12 protein-coding genes are annotated in these 17,470 nt (G+C 33.8%); 7 read left to right on the top strand and 5 right to left on the bottom strand.

Features of this window, described 5'->3' with window-relative positions; translation table 11 throughout:
* Positions 1-236 precede the first annotated feature (236 nt).
* Together BLT84_RS15315 and BLT84_RS15310 are read left to right on the top strand one after the other, a co-directional pair.
* Positions 237-869, top strand: coding sequence for a hypothetical protein (locus BLT84_RS15315; protein ID WP_091267615.1), 633 nt, complete (start codon positions 237-239; stop codon positions 867-869).
* Positions 870-946: 77 nt separating this feature from the next.
* Positions 947-2,599, top strand: coding sequence for a hypothetical protein (locus tag BLT84_RS15310; protein WP_091267613.1), 1,653 nt, complete (start codon positions 947-949; stop codon positions 2,597-2,599).
* A 67-nt stretch (positions 2,600-2,666) separates the two neighbouring features.
* Here the strand turns inward: BLT84_RS15310 and ggt are convergent, their stop codons facing one another.
* Both ggt and BLT84_RS15300 read right to left on the bottom strand, forming a co-directional pair.
* Positions 2,667-4,373, bottom strand: a complete 1,707-nt coding sequence (gene ggt, locus BLT84_RS15305) for a gamma-glutamyltransferase (protein WP_091267610.1) — start codon at positions 4,371-4,373, stop codon at positions 2,667-2,669.
* A 9-nt stretch (positions 4,374-4,382) separates the two neighbouring features.
* On the bottom strand, positions 4,383-4,967 hold the full coding sequence (locus BLT84_RS15300) for an ACP phosphodiesterase (protein ID WP_091267607.1): 585 nt from the start codon (positions 4,965-4,967) through the stop codon (positions 4,383-4,385).
* Positions 4,968-5,068: 101 nt separating this feature from the next.
* On the opposite strand from BLT84_RS15300, the gene glmM reads away from it, so the two are divergent.
* Positions 5,069-6,454, top strand: a complete 1,386-nt coding sequence (glmM, locus tag BLT84_RS15295) for a phosphoglucosamine mutase (RefSeq protein WP_091267604.1) — start codon at positions 5,069-5,071, stop codon at positions 6,452-6,454.
* 6 nt (positions 6,455-6,460) lie between these two features.
* On the opposite strand, the gene BLT84_RS15290 is transcribed toward glmM, so the two are convergent.
* Positions 6,461-7,372, bottom strand: coding sequence for a lysophospholipid acyltransferase family protein (locus BLT84_RS15290; protein ID WP_091267601.1), 912 nt, complete (start codon positions 7,370-7,372; stop codon positions 6,461-6,463).
* A gap of 53 nt (positions 7,373-7,425) precedes the next feature.
* On the opposite strand from BLT84_RS15290, the gene BLT84_RS15285 reads away from it, so the two are divergent.
* Complete coding sequence (locus tag BLT84_RS15285) at positions 7,426-8,073, top strand: rhomboid family intramembrane serine protease (protein ID WP_034888081.1); 648 nt, start codon at positions 7,426-7,428, stop codon at positions 8,071-8,073.
* A 51-nt stretch (positions 8,074-8,124) separates the two neighbouring features.
* Entirely contained in the window at positions 8,125-8,811 is a 687-nt protein-coding gene (locus BLT84_RS15280; protein WP_034888083.1) for an SIMPL domain-containing protein, read from the top strand.
* 74 nt (positions 8,812-8,885) lie between these two features.
* Here the strand turns inward: BLT84_RS15280 and BLT84_RS15275 are convergent, their stop codons facing one another.
* Entirely contained in the window at positions 8,886-10,001 is a 1,116-nt protein-coding gene (locus tag BLT84_RS15275; RefSeq protein WP_034888085.1) for a TlpA disulfide reductase family protein, read from the bottom strand.
* 136 nt (positions 10,002-10,137) lie between these two features.
* On the opposite strand from BLT84_RS15275, the gene BLT84_RS15270 reads away from it, so the two are divergent.
* Positions 10,138-12,510 carry a GAF domain-containing protein gene (locus BLT84_RS15270; RefSeq protein WP_091267597.1) on the top strand — a complete coding sequence of 791 codons (2,373 nt, stop codon included), beginning with the start codon at positions 10,138-10,140 and terminating at the stop codon, positions 12,508-12,510.
* Here the strand turns inward: BLT84_RS15270 and BLT84_RS15265 are convergent.
* Positions 12,495-13,682 (bottom strand): Pycsar system effector family protein, encoded by a 1,188-nt coding sequence (locus tag BLT84_RS15265; protein ID WP_091267593.1) that lies wholly within the window; start codon positions 13,680-13,682, stop codon positions 12,495-12,497. The two genes, BLT84_RS15270 and BLT84_RS15265, sit on opposite strands and share 16 nt — an antisense overlap.
* 56 nt (positions 13,683-13,738) lie before the next feature.
* Here BLT84_RS15265 and BLT84_RS15260 point away from each other — a divergent pair, with 56 nt between their 5' ends.
* On the top strand, positions 13,739-17,458 hold the full coding sequence (locus BLT84_RS15260; RefSeq protein ID WP_091267590.1) for a metallophosphoesterase: 3,720 nt from the start codon (positions 13,739-13,741) through the stop codon (positions 17,456-17,458).
* The last annotated feature ends 12 nt before the right edge of the window (positions 17,459-17,470 follow it).

The following is a 17,470-nucleotide window of genomic DNA, read 5'->3' as shown; positions in this document are numbered from 1 at the left end:
TCAGATAATTACTTTAATCAAATTCTTCAACATTAGGGGATTTCCCCCATACTCCCTCACGTAAGATAATTATATATTAGACTAGTAGAAAAGCAGCGTTTTATTCACTTTAATAAATACTTGCTTATAATTTTCCCCCACGTCTAGTATATCCCTACTTTTTATTTTTTGCTTTAAAACCGATAGATAATCGGTGCCTAAGTGAATACAGTTAAATGAAATTTAAAATAGAACTGATGAATACAATTTATAGGAATCTAAATATTATAGTTGTTTTGGCAATTATTCTTACAAGTTGTACAAAAGAGGAGGTGCAGATACAGCCGGAGCAGCAATTAAATAAAGGCTCCATATCCTTCGGAAGTATTTTGAGTAATCTTCGAAACAGCGAAAATTCTAAATTAATAGATATTTCTCAATTAGAAATTCCAGATTGTAAACCAAATAGGCCTTTGATTATGAGAGTAGCCTTAAAAGACAGCAAAGGTTCCTGGGTACATTTAAAAAATAGTGAAGACCACTTTATAGATATAAAGATTAAACAAGCTGGAGTAGATACTAATAATGATGGGGAATTGGATTCTTGGTTTGCTCAAGAATCAGATCAAATAGAACTTTCTGTAGATACATATACCTTAGAGTATTTTGCGGTTTTAGATAAAAGTGGAGTAGATGCGCAAGTATTATATCTCACACCTAGAAAAAGCGAAAATTACGGCGCATTTGCATTTCAAAATTTTGTAAAAGAATCGCTTCCGTTAGATATTCCCATAAGGGAAGGAGTAAAGCATTATGTTCCGGTAGAAGTTCTATGTTATAACAGGCGTTTTGCTGAGGAATTTGGATATTCTTCAAATTCTAATCAATGAAAAACATATAGGTCTTAGAAGGACTATCAAAGATTTTATTAACCATTCTATTTTATATTAACTAATACTAAACCATTATGAAAAATTACAAAGTTTATTTAATGACCATTGCAGCATTTGCAATGTTGTTTACATCCTGTAGTAAGGATGAGAGTAGTGCAGATACTCCCGGTGAGAACTTAGAGCAAGTAAGTCTAACATTTGGAGCAATGCTTCAAGATTTCAATAAATCTGTACAGAAACAAGAACAAAGTTTAAGTGATGTTCCGGAATGTTCTGATGCCGCTCCTGCAAAAATTAGAGTTGGAATCATGAATTCTACAACTATGTCCTGGGTTTCTGGAGGATATATTGATGTACCAGTTATGGACAACGGTGATGGAGGTTGGATGACTCAAGAATCTGCCTTACTAACTTTAGATGCCGGCATGTACTCTTTAGAGTATTTTGCAGTACTGGATAGCGGAGATAATGTTATTTATATAGCACCTCGTATGGATGATAACTATGGTCCTGCGATGTTCCAAAATTTTGTAGCAGCCGCTTTACCAATTTCCATTGACCTTAGAAATGGAGTTAAAAAATATGTAGACGTAGAAGTGTTGTGTTATGATGAAAGATTTGCTGATGAATATGGGTATCTATTTTTTGATTTTGATACTGTAAGAGCTATCTATCTTTGTGTATTCGGAAATTATTGCGATGAAACAGGTCGTCATTATCCTGCAAAATTTAGATTAGATGTTTGGAATTACAGCGGAAATACTGAAGATCCAAAAGGTACTCCTTTGTTTAACGAAGAAGATCCATACGTAAATGTGACTGGTACTTATGATAATGACGATTATTATGCAGAACCATTATGTGTAGCTTTACCAGATCGTCAAAATGTAAATGATATGTATTATGCTGAATTATATTTAGTAGAATCTGAAGGTAATCCAGGAAGTGCAGAACCAATTAGAATGGGAGTTTTCTCTCAAGAAGATGTAGAAACCTTATTTTACACAGATGAAGGTGGAGTTGATAGAACTAAATATTATCACTTCAGAGAAGGAAGCTGTGGACTTCAGGATGATTCAGATCCATGTCTTTTCTCAAGACCAACAAGTTATTTGAATGATTTTGATGATACTGCGAGCTCTCAGGATAATAATGATTTCTTAGACAATAGTAGTGTGGAAACCGGTACCAATTATGATTACCGTTCTACATTAGGATGGGTGCCAGGTTCATCTCCAGATGCAGCAGCACCGCTTTGGGATGAAGGAGCTTATACCTTCACTACCAATCCATATTTTGTTCACAACCATTGGGTAAATGAAACTCATGATGGCAATATGTTTATATTGAACGGATCTACAGAAGAAGGTGTAGATGCATATTTTGTAACTACATTTGCAGATGTTTGTCCAAACTCAGATTATTACGTAACGTTTGAAGTTAGAAATGTTTATAATGGCGCGAGTCCTAGTAATGATATTGTACTAGCTGCTAGTGTAGATGGGGTTGATCTTGATGATCCAGCAGATATTATTACTGTAACTTATTCTGATGGATGGGTTAAAGTAGGATTAAAAGTAAAAGCAGATGCCAGTGGATCTTTAGTGTTATCTCTAATTGATGGTAATACAGAGCCAAGCGGTAATGATTTTGCTTTAGATAACATTCATATCTCAAATGATCCTTCAATTATGACAGGACTTGATATTTCTGTTATTCAAGATTAAAAATCGTAGTATATCATAAAAAAAAGAGGGCCAATTTGGTCCTCTTTTATTTTTAAATTTTTTGAAGTTAAAATCCCACAGCAGTATCATCACCTCGTTTATCTGCACCACCTTCCAACTTTCCATTTGGCATTTTTAAGATACCATCTACTTTACCTATAATTCTGGCATCTCTCTCATTTATATTGTATCCTTTACTTTGGAGTTCTAGCAGGATGTCCTTGTTAAAAGCTTTAGGCTCGAACATAATCTCATCTGGTAACCATTGATGGTGAAATCTTGGAGCATTAACTGCTTCCTGCATTGTCATTCCAAAATCATGCACGTTAAGAATTGTTTGCAGTACGGAGGTAATAATGGTAGAGCCTCCTGGAGTTCCCACGCTCATCCAGAATTTTCCGTCTTTTTCAACAATTGTGGGGGTCATAGAACTTAACATTGTTTTCTGCGGTTCAATCGCATTGGCATCTGCCCCAATTAATCCAAACATATTTGGCACACCAGGCTTCACACTAAAATCATCCATTTCATTATTAAGGAAAAATCCTAATTCTTCAGAATAAAGTTTAGAGCCAAACGCTCCGTTAAGTGTAGTGGTAACAGCAATGGCATTACCGTATTGGTCTACAATAGAATAATGAGTAGTTTCATTGCTTTCATATCCAGATATTTCGCCATGTTCTAATTCTGAAGAAGGAGTTGCTTTTTCAAAAGAGAAAGTATTCATTCTATTCAATAAATACTTATTTCCGGTTATAATGTCTAAAGGAACATCGTAGAAATCTGGATCACCTAAATAATAACTTCTATCTGCATAAGCTCTTCTTTCTGCTTCGGTTATAACTTGAATTGTTTGAAGCTGATTATGTCCAAATTTTTCTAGCGGATATGGTTCTATCATCTTCATGATCTGAGCTAGGGCAACACCTCCACTAGAAGGCGGTGCCATCGAGATCACTTTTAGACCTTTATAGTTAAAGGTAACAGGAGTTCTCCATTTAGCTTTATACGCTAATAGATCCTCTAATGTTATAATTCCACCATGATCTTTAATCAGCTGTACCAATTTTTGTCCAGTTTCACCACCATAAAACTCAGATCTCCCATTCTCGGAAATTCTCTGTAATGTATTGGCGAGCGCTATATTCTTTATAGTATCTCCTGCTTTTATTATTTTTGAATATAAAATAGTTTTATTATTAACTGTTTTAAATTTGGGCAGATACTCGTTGAAGCTAGCAGCTTGTTTTTGGGTCACAACATATCCTTCTCTTGCAAGCGAAATTACTGGAGCAAGCAATTTAGAAATTGGTAAGGATCCTAACTTCTCATGAGCTGCGAAAATCCCTGCAATATTTCCGGGAACTCCAACAGCGAGAGCTCCTAATTGACTTTTCTCTGGGATTGCATTGCCATCCTTATTTAAATACATATTCTTGGAAGCAGCTAATGGGGCTTTTTCTCTAAAATCTAAACTTCCAATTTCTCCATTTGCTTTTCTATAAACCATAAAACCTCCACCACCTAAACTACCGGCAAATGGATAACTAACTGCCAATGCCATTTCTGTGACAACCATAGCATCAAAAGCATTTCCGCCTTGTTGCATAATATCTGACGCAATTTTAGAAGCTTCTTCTCGAGCGGAAACAACCATTGCCTTATCTGCAATAAGTCCTAATTCTTTAGAAGCACTTTTAAAATTTTCAGGGACTTTTGGAGATTTACAAGCAACAAATGAAGCTAGGAGTAAAAAAAGAAATGATCTTCTCATTTAATGAAGTTATAAGGTGATTATTTTTTGGGCAGCAAATTGTTCCAATTCTGGGAAGAATGTTCTAAACTCTATTTCAAAAAGTTCATAATAAAGTTTCAATTCTTTTACAGCAAGATCCATTCTAGATCTATTTTCTGTCCTTCTATTCATCTGGAAAAGTATTTTTCCAATTCCTTCTATACTGGCATAGCTTAATAGCCAATTATCCTCTATCATATATGGAAGAAAATTCTGAACTTTTTTGGGTAGATCAGACTTTCTGTTTGTAAGTAATTGATAAAAATTATTTACATAAACATCTAAAGGAATACCAGAGAAATCTTTCCAATTGGCTGCAAGATAATGATCATACAAAATGTCTATAATTACGGCGCTGTAATGGCTGTATTCTGGAAATAGTCTATGAACGCTTTGCTTTACAACAGGATGAGAATCTGTAAAACTATCTATAGCCCGGTGTAGAACTATGCCTTTTTGAATTTCTAACGGGTAAGTAAGATATTTTTTGCCTTTAATAGAGTCTGCAATAAAATTGCCGATCTTCAAATCATCATCTTCTCCTGAAAGATAAATATGTGCAAGATAGTTCATGCCGACAAGGTAGCAATTATAGTTTAATTTGTGTTAACTTTTGGGGTGTAGCGGGATAGGTTGGTATATTTGCGAAATCATAAAAACAGAAATTTAAAAGTATGAGTTTAATAAAATCAATATCAGGAATTCGTGGAACTATTGGAGGAAAGCCTTCAGAAAATCTAACTCCTATAGATGCTGTGAAATTTGCGGCGGCGTATGGAAGTTGGTTAAAAACAGAACATCCTAATCAGAAACTTAAGGTGGTAGTTGGTAGAGATGCAAGAATTTCAGGTTCTATGATCCAACAGTTGGTGATGAATACTTTAATAGGTCTTGGTATTAATGTAATAGATCTAGGACTTTCTACAACTCCTACAGTAGAAATTGCAGTCCCTTTAGAGAAGGCTAACGGAGGAATAATTTTAACAGCAAGTCACAATCCGAAACAATGGAATGCTTTAAAATTACTTAATAATAAAGGAGAGTTTTTAAGTGGAGATGATGGTGCTAAGATCTTAGAAATTGCAGACAACGAAGGTTTTGATTTTGCAGATGTGGATGATCTTGGTGAAGTTACCGTTATTGAAGATTACATAGATAGGCATATAGATCAAGTTCTTGATCTAAAATTAGTAAATGCAGATGCTGTTGCCAAAGCAAATTTAAAAGTTGTTGTAGATGCAGTTAATTCTACCGGTGGTATAGCAATACCAGCATTGTTGAGAAAAATGGGAGTTGAAGTTGTAGAGCTATATTGTGAGCCTAATGGTCATTTCCCTCATAATCCTGAACCGCTTAAAGAACATTTAGGAGATATTAGTAAACTGGTAGTAAAAGAAAAAGCAGATCTAGGTGTGGTGGTAGATCCAGATGTAGATAGACTTGCTTTTATAGATGAAAAAGGGGAGATGTTTGGTGAAGAATACACTTTAGTTGCTTGTGCAGATTATGTACTTAGCAAAACTCCTGGAGCTACAGTTAGTAATCTATCGTCTTCCAGAGCTTTAAGAGATCAAACTGAAAAACATGGACAAAAATATAATGCAAGTGCTGTTGGTGAGGTGAACGTTGTTCAACTTATGAAAGATACAAATGCTATTATTGGAGGAGAAGGTAATGGGGGTATTATTTATCCAGAATCTCATTACGGACGAGATAGTCTTGTGGGAGTAGCATTGTTTCTAACTTATTTTGCTGAGAAAAAAACTACCATGTCTGCTTTAAAAGAATCATATCCGGTTTATTTTATGAGTAAGAATAAAATTGAATTGACTCCAGGAATAGATGTAGATGCTATTTTAGAAACCGTAAAGAACAATCATAATTCAGAAGAGATCTCTACAGTAGATGGGGTGAAAATTGATTTTTCAGAAAATTGGGTTCATTTGAGAAAATCGAATACAGAACCAATTATTAGAATTTATACAGAAGCAAAAAGTCAGCAAAAAGCAGATGATCTTGCTCAAGAAATGATTGAAGAGATCAAGGCTATTATTGCCTAGTTTTATTTAGTCTCTTTTAAAAATTATGGCTTTATTTGGGATGGGAGTATTTCTATGCTTCCATCTCTTATGAGTCCATAAATAATATTCCGGTTCATTTCTAATCTGTTTTTCCAATTCTGTTAAGAAAGCATTGGTAATCATATAATCTGGCTCTTCCCGCGGTTCATAAGTGATAGGCTTAAAGGTAGCCTCATAAAAGCCTCTTTTCAATTTTACAACATGTAAATAAAGTACCACCATATCTGTAGTTTTGGCTAACTTTTCTGTTCCAATAAATACAGGAACCTGGTAACCTAAGAATTCTGTCCAGTACTTAGCTCTGGAAATTTTAGGAGATTGATCTGCAATCATCGCATACACACCTAATCTTCCTTTTTCTTGATTTTGTTCTATGGTGCGTGTTGCTTGAATGGTAGTAATAAGTTCGCCATCAAATCTTCCGCGAATATCCTTCACCATTTTGTCAAAATATTTATTCTTTATCTTCTTATATACTCCATAGCCTTTATAATCAAGACCATATAATTGTAATGCATTTACCCATTCATAACTGGCATAATGTCCACAGATAAGAACAATGCTTTTATTAGTTTTTAGGATCTTTTCAATCTCCTCTATATTTGTAAAGGTAAAGCGAGATTTTAGTTGCTTATTAGAGATAGAGATGCTCTTTATCATTTCCAGAAACATATCGCACATATGACGGTAGAATTTCTTTTTTATCTCCTTTATCTCAGATTCAGATTTTTCAGGAAAAACAAGACGTAAATTCTCACTTACAGTTTTAGATCTGTAACCAATAATGTGATACACGAGAAAGTAAATAAGATCTGAGATCTTATAGAATAGCCAGAACGGTGCAATAGAAATTAGCCATAAAAAAGGATAAACCAGCCAGAAAACTAAACCTTGCATCAATAAAAATTTCAGCAAATATATGGTATATTTGGCACTAAACACAGGAATGTATGGGAGATTTAAGTATAGTAACTATTGTAATAATAGCAGCAAACGTGCTTATATCATTTAAGGGTTTTAACGATTCTATCTTTTTTGAAAAGTATAAATTCAATATTGCAGATATTAATAGGGGTGCTAAATATCAAATCTTTACTTCAGGATTTTTGCATGTAGATACTTCACACTTATTCGTGAACATGCTAACGCTGTATTTCTTCGCCAACGTAGTTCAATTTTGGCTGGGACCAATTGGCTTTTTACTAGTCTACCTAGTGAGTTTGATCTTTGGAAACCTGCTAAGTTATTTCTTTCATAAGAATGAACCGGAGTATACTGCCGTAGGTGCTAGTGGTGCAGTTATGGGAGTGTTGTACTCTGCAATTTTATTGAGGCCGGATATGATGTTAGGACTGTTCTTTATTATACCAATCCCGGCTTACATCTTTGGAATTGGTTATTTGTTGTACACCCTTTATGGAATGAAGAAAAGATTAGGGAATATAGGTCATGATGCCCATTTTGGTGGTGCAATTGGCGGATATGTTATCACTTTAATTTTGGCACCTTATGTAATAGAGCAGCATCTATTGATGGTTTTTCTACTAGCAATTCCTATTGTAGTGTTATTTATTTTACAAAAATTAGGAAAGATCTAAGCTTGGTACTCTTATTGTAATATTTATTTAAAATCAGTAAAACTCAATCTTATGAAATCAATTTTAATTTTATTTGCAGCAATTAGCACGTTCGCATTGCAAGCTCAACAAATGCCAAGTCCCCCTATGGTAATGGTTACGGGAGAAGGATCTGTTATGGTTACTCCAGACCAGGTCACCATTAAATCTCGTATCGAGCATACAGGAGATGATGCACAACTGGTGAAGAAGCAAAATGATGAAGTGGTAGATAAGGTTATTAAATATCTAAAGTCTGAAGGAGTGAAAGAAAAGAACATTCAAACAGATTATGTGAATTTAAATAAGAATTACAATTATGATAGTAAGACGTATAGTTATGTTGCTAATCAGGCAATATCTATAAAGTTGGATGATCTGAAGAATTATGAAAAAATAATGAGCGGTCTGCTTAAAGCGGGCTTAAATAGAATCGATGGTGTGCAGTTCAAATCCTCAGAAATGGAGAAATATGAAGCTGAAGCTAGAAAATTAGCGGTATTAGATGCTAAAACGAAAGCTGAAGAATATGTAAAACCATTAGGGCAAACTATTGGGAAAGCTATTTCTATTAGTGAGATAGAAACTAATAATTTTCCCCCTATGTATAGAGCAAATGAAATGATGAAGGCAAGTGCAGATGGTGCTCAACAAGAAACTATCGCTCCAGGGGAGTTAGAAGTTACTGCTAAAGTAAATGTTGGGTTTCAACTAAACTAAAACCTGAAAAATCACTTATAAAAAAAACCGCAAGTTGATTCTTGCGGTTTTTTTATTCAAAATATTATAAGATTCTATTTTTCTAATAACTCTTTAATTTTCGCTTCTAACTCATCTCCTCTTAAGTTTCGGGCTACAATAACTCCATTTTCATCTAAGATAAATTGAGCAGGAATAGCTCTCACTCCGTAAAGTTGAGCAATAGGATCTTGCCAGAACTTTAGATTTGATACTTGGTTCCATGTTAATTTATCATCTGCTATAGCTTGTATCCATTTGTCTTTTTGATTTTCTCTATCTAAAGAAACTCCTAAAATATTAAATCCTTTGTCGTGGTATTTTTCATAGATACGTACAACATTTGGATTTTCTGCTCTACAAGGCTTACACCATGCTGCCCAAAAATCTATAAGTGTTACTTTACCTAAAGATTCATTTAAAGAGATCTCTTTGCCTTCTGGGTTGGGAGCTGTAAAGTCTGGAGCTTTGCTTCCAACTTCTACTGCATTTCTTTTATCTAAATTTTCTTTTAAGCTTTTGGCAATAGGAGTATTCTTAACGTCGTTAGAAAGTGACTCATAAAGTTCATTTACTTCCCCTACTTGAGCTCCAAGATTAGCCATATCTGTAAGCACAAGAACAGAAACAAACATGTTTGGGTTTTCTTGTACTAATTGCTTTTTAAAGGTCATGTCATTATCCTTTAGAGCACCTTCTTCTTTACCAAGATCTGCTAATTTTGCGGTGTCTCTAGAAGTTGTCATGATCTCACGCCCCTTCATTCTTAAATTCATTACTTTCTTATTAAGTTCTTTTAAGTGATCTAAATAAGAGAAGAACAATTTATTTTCTTTACCACCGGTAACTTCAGAGGTTTGAAGACTGTCTTTGTAAACTTTAAAATCGATGGTTTCATTTTCAGAAATGAAGATCACATTTCCATTGATACCTTCAATATTTAAAATACTAAGATTAGATTGGGTAACCTCAGGAAGGTCTATGGTAAAATTACCATCTTTTATGGCAGCCGAATCTTTTTTAACGGGTTGAAGGTTGGAATCTAGCTCAGAGATATAAACCATTTTTCCATCTTCAATATTGGTTGCATCTCCAGTAATAGAATACCCTTTTTTTTCATTATTACATGCTATAATACTTACAAGTAATATAAGCGATAAGAATTGTTTCATAAATTGATTTATTATTTTTGCAAAAGTACGTAACTAGCTTTGGATAACGATTGGTTCTTTATAAAAAATTGTTAATTTATAAGCTGTGAAGTAGCATGGATAAAAGAAATAGTAATTTTATCTTATATTACCAATTATGAAGAATCAGATACAGGACTTTCCTTTAGATATTAAAATTAGTTTCCATAAAATTATAGATCAATACAAGGATTTGATCCATAATGAGCATAGCAGTATCGCTAAAAGCTATATGGAAGATGTTTTGGATTATGTATCTTCTTTTCCCAAGCTTGTGGAAGGGTTGGATGATCCTGAAGATCTGAATAAATATAAGGATGCTATTAGAATTTTATTGGACGATCTTTTTCCAAATATTCTTACTAATAATGAGATTAAGGCGGCTTCTCTACCTTTCCATAACATCGTTTTTAATTCTACAAAAAGATTAAAAGGGATTCTTGCAAATGCGGGAGAAGATTTTGAACTTTCTATCAGAAATTTAGACGAAGATATGTTCTATGTATATGGATGTATCCTAATTCTAAATCATCATTATGGCTACACCATAGATTTTTCACGCCCTTTGTATTATGATATTCCTGATGCTAACGGAATTCTGAAGCATTATAAGATCGCCTTAAATGCAGATTTTATAGATATTACCCCTACAGAAACAGCTATAGATATTACAGAAGAAGATGTAGATCTTTTAATACAGAATATAGATGATATTGATCTGTGGCGAAAAATGTTCCCACCACTAAGCTGGATATTTAGAGGATTTACAATTACAAATCTAATAGATGTTACGGTAGATGACGCAATTTCAGAACTTAAAACCACACTTTTACATCCTGAAACTTCAGACCAAGAAGAATTATTAAAATTCAAAGAGATCTTTCAATCTATCTATAAAGTTTCAGATCTAAGGGTAGGCTTTACTGTTTTCAATAAAAGAGAGATGGTATTTGAGCGTATGAATACCAAAAATGCTCACAGTTTTATTTTGCATGATAAGTTGGTGAACGATTGCACTACTGGAATCTGCTCTACATCATTTCAAAGGTTAATTGAAGATCAGACCTATTTTACCATTGCTAATATTGATGAATATTCAAAGCTAAATGATAATAATCTACTCGTTCAAAATTTAAAGGCTAATGATGTAAAGAGTTGTATTCTTGCTCCAATTGCCAATGACAAAGAATTGTTAGGGATTCTTGAACTGGTATCATATCGAAAAAATGAACTTAATAGTATAAATGCCATTAAATTGGATGATGTCTTGCCGTACATTGTTACTGCGGTAGAAAGAAATAGGAATGAGTTCGAAAATAGAATAAAAGCGGTCATTCAAAGTGAGTGTACTTCTATTCATCCTAGTGTACTCTGGATATTCGAAAAAGAAGCCAAACATTTTATTAATGATCTAGATGAAGATGGTCTTGCCTCTTTCAAAGATATCGCCTTTAAAGATATATATCCTCTTTACGGACAAATTGATATTGTAGGCTCTTCTGAAGCGCGAAATGTAGCTATTCAGAAAGACCTTTTACATCAACTAGAGCTTATAGATACCATTATAAACAAGGCCTACGAAATTGAAGAATTACCAATTTACGATCAGGTGAGATTTAGAATTAAGGAGTTTGAAGATGATCTTCATGAAAATTTAAATGCTTCTAGTGAGCAAAAAGTTTTCAATTTATTACAAAGAGAGGTTAATCCTCTTATGGAGCATCTAACTAATCAATCTGAAGAATTAACAGCATTGGTAGATGAGTATCAAGATCAACTTAATCCGGAAACTGGAGTAGTTTACAATCATCGTAAAAAATATGATGAAACGGTACAACGCATTAATAGAACGATGGCTCGTTTTCTAGATAAGAGTCAGATAGAAGCTCAAAAGATCTATCCACACTATTTTGAGAGATATAAAACAGATGGAGTAGATCATAACATGTATATAGGACCTTCTTTGGCTTTTAATAAGCCCTACAACAAGGTTTATCTATATAATTTACGATTGTGGCAATTGAGTACTATGGTAGAAATGGAGAATAGATTCTATCAACTACAAAAAAGTACTCCTATGAAATTGGAGGCGGCTTCTATGATCTTAGTTTTTAATAGCACCTTGTCTATTAGGTATAGAATGGATGAAAAGAAATTTGATGTAGATGGTACTTATAATGCCAGGTACGAAATTATTAAAAAGCGAATTGACAAAGCTTACATTAAGAATACCGAAGAGCGTATTACACAGAAAGGTAAAATTGCTATAATTTATTCTCAAAGTAGCGATGAAAGAGAATATTTAAGATATATAAAGTATTTACAGACTAAGGATTATCTGGGTGATAATGTAGAGTTGCTAGAACTGGAAGATGTGCAAGGAGTAATTGGATTAAAGGCTATCAGGGTAAATATTTTATATCACCCTGATGAAACCTCTACAGATAAGTCTATAACTTATGAAGATCTTGTTGATTATTTAAGTAAATAAAAAGCAATTACAAAGCTAATTACAGAACATATCATACCCACCATAAATACCGTATAGGTAAGTCTTAGTAGCATATATTTTCTATGTAAAACCTTACCTAAAAGGTGTAAGTCTAACATTAAAGATTCATATACATAATCTTTATCTTTTATGATCTCGTTAAGGCCCCATTTAAATTGATCAAATGGCATTTTGTGAAAATTTCCGAAGAATAAGAGGTTGATTTTTCTTGTTTCTACCTGTTCTCGTGTAAATTCTCCGGTAGTTACATTAGGCCTTGTAGACATAATTGACAGGATTATAGATGCCACACTAAAAACTACAAGAACCAAAGTGGGAATTAATAAGTGTCTATTGGATACAGCATCTAATTTGGGAATGAGATTAGAAAGTGCCAATGAGATGATAATGGCGTTTACAGAAAGCAAAATGTTTGCTTTAGTATCTGCAATATCACTTAGTTTAATATGGTTTCTAAGTGTAATTCTAAATAAACTCTGTATACTACGCTCAGGATTATTATTCTTATACTCGGCCTTTAGCTTTGCTTTTGTATCTTCTTTCTTATTTTTTTTATGTTGTTTATTTTGAGCTTCTAAAATTTCTAACAAGTTGCTTTCTTTTTCAGGTTGCCATTTCCTAAGAGCATAGTTGGTATAGTACTTATGTTTTTCAGTAAATACTTTTATATTTTCCTGTCTCCATTCTTTTTCAGAAAAATTATCAATGTTCAAAAGCTTAAGTTCTTGTCTTAGAAGTTCGCTAGTCTCTCCAAAATATTCTTTAGCAAAATGTGAAGAGTCGGCATCTCTAATGATCTCCTGAATCTCTGTTTTAGGAGTATAATTCATCTGAGTTGCTTCTATGCAGCTAACTACCATTTTGATTAATTCCGTATCTGCATTATGTTCTTTTAAAAAGTCTTCAGCAATCTTAATGCTCTCCATTTCATGACCTTCATAGGTTACAGTATATCCGGTGTCATGAAGCCAAGCAGCAAGCATTAGCGCTTCTGCCTCTTTAACATTAATTTCAGAATTCTCAATTAATTCTTTAGTACTTTTAGCCACTCGCTGCGTGTGGTTGTAGTTGTGATATATAAAGGTGTTTGGTAAATTTTCTTTGAATAATTCAAAGGTAAATTTCTCGGCATTTTTAATTAAATCTGTCATCAAATTTCTATTAAGATCAAGCCAAATTAGAAAAAAAAAACGTCTCTTCGATTTCTATGAAAAAAAATAACATAATTCTAACTATCCTTGGATTATTCTTAATCTTAAGTTGTTCAACATACGCTCCCAAATATAGAACTGGAGAGCCTTCAAGCAATTTTGAATATCCATTAAATAAGAAAATAGAGAAAACCTTTTATTTAGTGGGAGATGCTGGTTATTCGCCGCCTGGAGGCTCTTCTGCCGCGCTTTTGGCTTTTAAAAGTTATATAAATTCTGTAAATAGTACAGATAATTACGCTATTTTTTTAGGGGATAATATTTATCCTGTTGGAATGCCTTCTAAGAATAATCCCTCTAGAGAACAATCTGAATATAGATTGGATGCACAGCTGGATGCTTTAGAAAGTTACGATGGAAATGTAATCTTTATCCCTGGAAATCATGATTGGTATAGTGAAGGGATTGAAGGTTTAAATAGACAAAAAGATTATTTAAAGGAAAAATATCCTGAGAAATTAAAATGGGCTCCAGATACCGGTAATGGTTTTGAAAGTGTAGATATTTCAGAAAAGATACAACTTTTAATTATTGATTCTCAGTGGTATTTAGAAGATTGGGACAGGCATCCTTTAATTAATGATAACAGTCCACAGATCAAATCTAGAGAAGCAATGTTCAATGCCCTTGCTTCAGAATTAGATAAAAATCAGGATAAAACTGTAGTAATAGCATTGCACCATCCGGTGTTCACCAATGGTGTTCATGGAGGACAGTATAATTTTGCAAGACATATATATCCGGCCCAGAAGAAAATTCCTATTCCAGTACTTGGTTCTTTGGCATCTTTAATTAGAACCAGTGGAGGAGTATCTATTCAAGATGCCCAAAATGAAAGGTATAAATCTCTTGCTGCTAGATTAAAGGCTTTAGTGCAAAACCATAAGAGATCCATTTTTGTTTCTGGACATGAACATGGGCTACAATATATAGAGCATGATAGTATTCGCCAAATAGTATCTGGTTCTGGATCTAAAGATTCTTATGTTGTATTAAGTAATGATGGACTCTTTGCTTCTGCAGGAGAAGGTTTTGCTGTTTATGATGTTTTTGAAGATGGTTCTTCTTGGGTAAGCTATTTTGGCAGTGAAAATAATAAGCTGGTATTATTATATCAAAAAGAAGTCTTTGAAGCTCCAAAAGAGTTTGATAGCTCAGATTTTCCTGAAGATTTTGAAGCAACCAAAATAGCGTCGGTTTATAGTAAAGAAGAAACCGAGAAAGGTGAAGCCTTTAAAACGCTTTGGGGTGATAGATATCGCGCATTATATGGAACAGATGTTACTTTAAAAGTTGCAGATCTTGATACGTTATACGGAGGTTTAACTCCAATTAGAGAAGGTGGAGGTCACCAAACTATTTCTGTAAGAGTTAAAGATTCTTTAGGTAGAGAGTATAATTTAAGAAGAGTTAAGAAAAAGGCTATACAATTTTTGCAAACTGTTGCTTTTAAAGGTGATGCAATGCAAGATGGATTGGAGAATACAATTGCAGAAGACTTGGTTCAGGATTTTTATACCTCTGCTCATCCTTATGGTTTTCTTGCTATCCCTACGCTTGCAGATGCAGTTAATATTAATCACACCAACCCTAAGGTATATTATCTTCCGAAGCAAAAAACATTAGGTAAATATAATAATGGACACGGTGATGAGATCTATATGATAGAGGAAAGACCGGAAGAAGGCTGGAAGGGTTATCCTTCATTCGGATATCCAAATGAAGATATCATAAGTACAGAAGATATGTTCGAGAAGCTTAGAAAAGATGAGAAATATAAGTTAGATGAAGCTGCATATGTTAGAGCTCGTGTTTTTGATATGCTTATTGGAGATTGGGACAGACATAGCGATCAATGGAGATGGTCTGAAAAAGATACAGAAGATGGTTTACATATGTTTGAACCGGTGCCAAGAGATAGAGACCAGGTATTCTCAAATTTTGACGGTGCGTTCTTTGGTACTTTGAGAGGAATAAGTGGTTTTGCAAAACAATTTGCGGTTTACGGTGAGGATATCAATAACGTTAAATGGTTTAATACCGCTGCCACTGGATTAGATAGAGAATTGTTACAAAATGTAGGTAAAGAAACCTGGTTGCAGCAAGCAAAATATGTGCAAGAACATATCACAAATGATGTTATTGAAGATGCTTTCTCTAAACTTCCACCAGAAACTCAAGGGGAAACTTCTAAAGATCTAATACAGAAGTTAAAGGGTAGAAGAGATAATATTGTGGATATTTCTAAAAGATATTATGATTATTTGGCAACCTTAGCGATCGTGACTGGTACAGATAAAGATGATTTTATTGATATTACCAGAATGCCAAATGGTCTTACAAATGTAAAGATCAGTAGAGATAAAGATGGGAAACGGGCAGAAATTTTAAGTGAAAAAACGTATAGTAAAGAAGAGACCAATGAAATCTGGATCTACGGGTTGGATGATGATGATAAGATAAACGTTGGAGGAGAGGGAGATAATTATATATTTCTAAGAATTATTGGTGGGCAGAATAATGATGTATATAGTGTGAAAAATAGCAACAAGCTAAAGATACACGATTATAAATCGCAGCCCAATACATTTATCGAGGCTAATTCAGCTAAAGTGAGACTGTCTGATAGTTATAATAGAAATACTTATGATAAAGATAAAAAGATCTATTCTTCTAATAGCATTACTCCGGGATTTGGGTATAACCCAGATGAAGGATTTAAGATAGGCGTGGAAAGTGTAAAATCTAATTTTGATTTTAAGAGAAACCCGTTTACTTCTCAACATACTTATGGTGTAGGATATTACTTTGGTACAGATAGTTATTATATTTCGTATGCAGGAGAATTTGCAAATATTGTAGGTAATTTCAATCTAGAAGTTGGAGGATATTTCAATAATCCGAATTTCACTCAGAACTTTTTTGGTTATGGAAATCAAACTAAGAATTATGATGACGATTTAGGGTATGATTATAATAGAGTAGGAGTTGGAAAATTAGGAATTCACTTAGGACTTGTACGCCAATCTCCTTTTGGAAGTTATTTTGGATACAAAGCTACATTTGAAACGGTTGAGGTAAAAGAGGATGAAGGTAGATTTATAACCAATGATTTTGTTTCTGATGATCAAAATCTATTTTCAAGAAAATATTTTGCAGGAGCAGATGCGATGTATAGATATGAAAGTTATGATAATATCTTAAATCCTACCAGAGGGATGAAGTTTGAACTAAATTTAGGAGGACAGGTAAATACTGCAGATGTAGACCAGGTTTACGGTTATTTCAAACCTTACTTAGGGTTTTATAATGCGCTAATACCAAGTAGAAAGCTCGTATTAAAATCTTCAGCGCAAGCCCAAGTTAATATAGGAGATGATTATGAGTTTTATCAATCTGCTCAATTAGGAGGAGATAACGGATTGCGTTCATTTAGAGAAGACAGATTTTCCGGTAAAAAATATTTTGTTGCAAGCGGTGATCTCCGTTATAGTTTTGATCAATTTAAAACACGATTTTTACCACTTCAGATAGGTGTTTTTGGAGGATATGATATAGGTAGAGTTTGGTCTGAAACAGATGCAAGTAAGGCATGGCATGATAGCTACGGTGGAGGATTTTGGATTAACAGTGCAGGTTCCTTGAGTGGAAATGTAAGTCTCTTTTCTGGAGATGAAGGAGCCAGAATAAGTGTTGGTTTAGGTTTAACATTCTAAGAATAAAATGAT

The sequence above is a fragment of the Gillisia sp. Hel1_33_143 genome (assembly GCF_900104765.1).
GTDB lineage: Bacteria > Bacteroidota > Bacteroidia > Flavobacteriales > Flavobacteriaceae > Gillisia.
Note: the sequence above shows the minus strand (reverse complement) of the source record. Positions and strands in the feature narration are given on the sequence as shown.

Coding starts and splice junctions, on each gene's coding strand:
- BLT84_RS15315 (WP_091267615.1), top strand. CDS start 237: ATGAATACAATTTATAGGAATCTAAATATTATAGTTGTTTTGGCAATT.
- BLT84_RS15310 (WP_091267613.1), top strand. CDS start 947: ATGAAAAATTACAAAGTTTATTTAATGACCATTGCAGCATTTGCAATG.
- ggt (WP_091267610.1), bottom strand. CDS start 4,373: ATGAGAAGATCATTTCTTTTTTTACTCCTAGCTTCATTTGTTGCTTGT.
- BLT84_RS15300 (WP_091267607.1), bottom strand. CDS start 4,967: ATGAACTATCTTGCACATATTTATCTTTCAGGAGAAGATGATGATTTG.
- glmM (WP_091267604.1), top strand. CDS start 5,069: ATGAGTTTAATAAAATCAATATCAGGAATTCGTGGAACTATTGGAGGA.
- BLT84_RS15290 (WP_091267601.1), bottom strand. CDS start 7,372: ATGCAAGGTTTAGTTTTCTGGCTGGTTTATCCTTTTTTATGGCTAATT.
- BLT84_RS15285 (WP_034888081.1), top strand. CDS start 7,426: ATGGGAGATTTAAGTATAGTAACTATTGTAATAATAGCAGCAAACGTG.
- BLT84_RS15280 (WP_034888083.1), top strand. CDS start 8,125: ATGAAATCAATTTTAATTTTATTTGCAGCAATTAGCACGTTCGCATTG.
- BLT84_RS15275 (WP_034888085.1), bottom strand. CDS start 10,001: ATGAAACAATTCTTATCGCTTATATTACTTGTAAGTATTATAGCATGT.
- BLT84_RS15270 (WP_091267597.1), top strand. CDS start 10,138: ATGAAGAATCAGATACAGGACTTTCCTTTAGATATTAAAATTAGTTTC.
- BLT84_RS15265 (WP_091267593.1), bottom strand. CDS start 13,682: ATGACAGATTTAATTAAAAATGCCGAGAAATTTACCTTTGAATTATTC.
- BLT84_RS15260 (WP_091267590.1), top strand. CDS start 13,739: ATGAAAAAAAATAACATAATTCTAACTATCCTTGGATTATTCTTAATC.